Origin of the sequence: Rhizobium sp. LjRoot98, assembly GCF_964252935.1 — a bacterium.
In the GTDB taxonomy this organism is placed as follows: domain Bacteria; phylum Pseudomonadota; class Alphaproteobacteria; order Rhizobiales; family Rhizobiaceae; genus Pararhizobium.
Genome location: NZ_CAXUPW020000039.1, coordinates 1 through 3253 on the forward strand (window position 1 = coordinate 1; position 3253 = coordinate 3253).

General features: G+C 59.7%; 4 protein-coding genes. All 4 read right to left on the reverse strand.

What is annotated here, in order from left to right; all coding sequences use genetic code 11:
- Positions 1 to 118: 118 nt before the first annotated feature.
- The gene (locus ACSQ3J_RS31130) at positions 119 to 628 is read right to left on the reverse strand and encodes a hypothetical protein (RefSeq protein ID WP_436041154.1); all 510 of its coding nucleotides are present in this window, start codon (positions 626 to 628) and stop codon (positions 119 to 121) included.
- 149 nt (positions 629 to 777) lie between these two features.
- Complete coding sequence (tnpC, locus tag ACSQ3J_RS31135; RefSeq protein ID WP_436041156.1) at positions 778 to 2331, reverse strand: IS66 family transposase; 1554 nt, start codon at positions 2329 to 2331, stop codon at positions 778 to 780.
- 69 nt (positions 2332 to 2400) lie between these two features.
- Positions 2401 to 2754: an IS66 family insertion sequence element accessory protein TnpB gene (gene tnpB, locus ACSQ3J_RS31140; protein WP_436041158.1), complete on the reverse strand. Its 354-nt coding sequence runs from the start codon at positions 2752 to 2754 to the stop codon at positions 2401 to 2403.
- Positions 2751 to 3140 (reverse strand): IS66-like element accessory protein TnpA, encoded by a 390-nt coding sequence (gene tnpA, locus ACSQ3J_RS31145; RefSeq protein WP_318913650.1) that lies wholly within the window; start codon positions 3138 to 3140, stop codon positions 2751 to 2753. The genes tnpB and tnpA overlap by 4 nt, the downstream gene beginning before the upstream one ends.
- Between the last annotated feature and the right edge of the window lie 113 nt (positions 3141 to 3253).

A 3253-nucleotide genomic window follows, 5' to 3' on the forward strand; every position in this document is an offset into this window, starting at 1 on the left:
TGTGCCCATCGCACCGGGCAAGCAAATCGAGGCGACTCCAATCCACCTTTGGGTATGGGGTTGGTGTGAGCATGGCGACGCCATTGCCACCTCAGAAAGGCGACAATGGCGAGCGGCGCTACCTCGATGCAGGCGTGGATAACTGTTCCACGATTTTATCGAGGTTGAAGCTCGCGGGTTTTTGCCTCGGTGGGAATTCCTTGAAACTGCTCAGCCATTTGGCTGCGAAGGCTTGCAAGGGAACCTGTACGAAGGCACGTTCCGCGACCCACTGGTCATACAAGATCGACTGATCCCCCCGCTCGAACGGGTCAGAGAGCAGATTAAACAGCTTCGGAAGCCTCAACTCTTCGAAGCCGCCCATCCAAACCCCCAGCCTCTGGTGGTTCTGCTCTAGGAACACTGCCTTCCACTCGTCGTAGCGGATCGCCACAAGCTGGCCGTCGTCGTTCCAGTACACGAATGCGTTTCGGGGGCCCTCTTTCACTTCGCCTTTGAAGAACGGCATGAGATTGTAGCCATCCAGGTGAACCTTGAAGGTCTTGGTGCCGAACTGGCTACCCTTGAGGCATTTTTCCACGACATCCGGATCGCCGCCTGCGGCAGCAAAGGTCGGGACATTTGACATTCGATTAGCCTCCTTCGAGAGACGGCTGAGCCCGTCATCGCTGAAATTTATAGAGGAATCCAAAGAAGAGAAGTACGTTGCAGTAACTTCTACCAACGTACGCAAAACATAGGGCTTATGGCGCGACTGAAGCGGTTGGGCACCGGTTACTAGACCGAATGGTTCCACGGTAGGAGTTCCTCAATCCGGCTCTGCCTGTAGCCTTCGACGATGGCGGTGAGCGTAGCAGTCAGATAGGCTTGCGGATCGACAGAATTGAGTTTGCATGTCTCGACAAGCGAGGCGATAGTCGCCCAGTTCTCGGCTCCGGTATCATGGCCCGCGAAGAGTGCGTTTTTGCGGTTCAGCGCAATTGGCTGGATGGTTCGTTCCACGCTATTGTTGTCGATCTCGATGCGGCCGTCGGTCAGGAAAAGCTTCAGGCCATCCCAGTATTTGGCGATGTAGGCCAAAGCTTCGCCGAGCGGGGACTTCGTTGCGACGCGGGCGCGGTGACAGGCGAGCCAGGTCTGCAAGTCAGCCACGAGCGGCGCTGACCGTTCCCGCCGACCTGCAAGGCGAGCCTCGGGATCGAGGCCGCGCAAACCGGCTTCGATGCGATACAGCTCTCCGATCCGCTTGACGCCGTCCTCGGCAATCGGTGCTGATCCGTTGCGGGTGATCTCGATCAGCTTACGACGAGCGTGTGCCCAACAATAGGCAAGCCGAATGTCCGCGCAGATGCAGTCAGCCGCGATCAGCCTATTGTATCCGGCATAGCCATCCACCTGCAGGATTCCGGAGAAGCCCTGCAATATCCGTTCGGCATAAGCGCCCCCGCGACCTGGAGCGTAGGTAAAGGCGACGCCTGGCGGAGCGCTGCCGCTCCAAGGGCGATCATCCCGTGCCAGCGCCCAGAAGTATCCAGTCTTGGTCTTGCGCGAACCGGGATCGAGAACCGGGGCACGGGTCTCGTCCATGAACAGCTTGGTCGAGCGCTTCAGATCGGCAATCAGCGCATCGAAGACCGGACGCAGTTCATAGGCTGCCCGGCCGACCCAATCGGCAAGTGTGGAGCGGTCGAGATCAATGCCTTGGCGGCTCATGATCTGGGCCTGCCTATAAAGCGGAAGGTGGTCGGCGTATTTGGAGACCAGCACATGGGCGACGGTCGCTTCCGTCGGCAGTCCCGCCTGGATCAACCGAGCGGGCGCTGGGGCCTGGGCGACGCCGTCTGTGCAGTCACGGCACGCATATTTGGGGCGACGCGTGACGATGACGCGGAACTGCGCCGGGACCACGTCCAAACGCTCGGAGACATCCTCGCCAATGCAATGCAGGCATCCACCGCAGGCGCAGATCAGGCTTTCCGGCTCGATCACCTCTTCGACACGGGGAAGGTGCTTTGGAAGGGAGCCGCGATTGATCGCGCGTGCCTTGGCAATCCTATTTCCAGCAGGAACGTCCGCCTCATCCTCGGCATGGATCGCTGCCATGGCCGTTTCCAGGTCTTCCAATGCCAGATCAAACTGGTCGGAATCGATCTTCTCAGACTTGCGCCCGAAGGCTGCCTGCTTGAACGCTGCGACCAGCTTCTCAAGCCGTTCGATCCGCTCATCCTTGCGGGCAACCTCGGCGTCTTTGCCTGCCTCGCGTGCCTGGGCTGCGAGCAGCATCGCCTTCAGGGCAGCAACATCATCGGGAAGGTCGGTGGCATCCAGCATGGTCAGAACCTACCAAATCCCGACCTGATTTGCCTTTGGAATTTGCCGTCCTGAGTCATCGTGCCGCAGCTATTCGATGGTTTCCGGTGTTCTTGTCTTGATGGCATGAACCCGCCGCCAATCGAGGCCCGCAAACAGGGCTTCGAACTGTGCGTGGGTCAGCGTCATCAGTCCGTCCTTGATATCGGGCCAGGCGAAGGTGTGCTCTTCCAGCCTCTTGTAGGCCAGCACGATACCGGAGCCATCCCAGTAGATCAGCTTCAGCCGATCTGCCTTGCGAGATCGGAACACGAAGACCGTTCCGGTAAACGGGTCCCTGTGCAGCTCGTTCTTCACCAGGGCCGCCAATCCGTCATGCCCCTTGCGGAAGTCGACCGGTTTGGTCGCCACCATGATCCGCACGCGGTTCGATGGAAAGATCATGTCGCCGCCGCCAAGGCACGCGCGATGGCGGCGATCCGGGCGGCAGACGCCCCTTCCTCAAGACGGATGGTGACTGGACCGACGACGATCTCGGCGCGGGAGACTGGTTTGGCAGTCGGCGGCTCCGGCACGGGCGTCTCGATAACCATGGCTGCGAATTCGACTGTATCCTCCGGCTCAGGCAAAACCAGCTTGCCCTGTCGCGCCCGTGTTCGCCAGGAAGACAGGTGGTTGGGCTTCAGACCGTGGCGTTCCGCCACTTCGTTCACCGTCACGCCCGGCCGCAAACTCTCCGAAACAATCCGTGCCTTCATCTCGTCAGGCCATTGGCGATGAGCCTCACGTCGGCTCCGCCGCGTCGTGAGAACCTCCAATATAGTATCCATGGAGAAACTCCTTGTCGCTCTTCCATGGAAACTCGATCACAGATCAGGCGACAGCGGGCAATGTGGGGGCAAAACACCGGTTACTCTGTATCGCTGGCGTAGGCTCCTGAGCG

Bases quoted from the DNA above. Each gene is read 5' to 3' on its own strand.
- ACSQ3J_RS31130 (WP_436041154.1), bottom strand. From the start codon at position 628: ATGTCAAATGTCCCGACCTTTGCTGCCGCAGGCGGCGATCCGGATGTC.
- tnpC (WP_436041156.1), bottom strand. From the start codon at position 2,331: ATGCTGGATGCCACCGACCTTCCCGATGATGTTGCTGCCCTGAAGGCG.
- tnpB (WP_436041158.1), bottom strand. From the start codon at position 2,754: ATGATCTTTCCATCGAACCGCGTGCGGATCATGGTGGCGACCAAACCG.
- tnpA (WP_318913650.1), bottom strand. From the start codon at position 3,140: ATGGATACTATATTGGAGGTTCTCACGACGCGGCGGAGCCGACGTGAG.